The following is a 319-nucleotide window of genomic DNA, read 5'->3' on the forward strand; positions in this document are numbered from 1 at the left end:
CCCGGCGCCGGTGACGACGAAGCCGTGCCAGACCGCATTGTGGAAGCGCAGGCCCTTCCAGGCGAAGAAGATGACGCCGCAGGAATAAACGATGCCGCCGGCGACGAGCAGCGCGACCGAGGCCGTCGGCAGCGTCTCGACCAACGGTCCGGCCAACACCACGCCGCTCCAGCCGATGGCGAGGTAGAAGACGATAGCCAGCCGATCATAGCGGCCGGGCAGGAACATCTTGATGGCGATGCCGGCCAACGCGGCGCTCCAGACGACGATGATCGTAGGCACGGCGAGCGCCGATGTGTGAAGCTGCGCGAGGAAGGGC

Annotated in this window: 1 protein-coding gene; it reads right to left on the minus strand. The window is 67.1% G+C overall.

Going from position 1 to position 319, the window contains the following annotated elements:
- Window positions 1–319: hemolysin III family protein (locus EN845_RS34215; RefSeq protein ID WP_189587440.1), on the minus strand; the 319-nt coding region annotated here is incomplete at both ends.

It is taken from the genome of Mesorhizobium sp. M8A.F.Ca.ET.202.01.1.1 (genome assembly GCF_004791595.1).
Classification (GTDB): Bacteria; Pseudomonadota; Alphaproteobacteria; order Rhizobiales; family Rhizobiaceae; genus Mesorhizobium.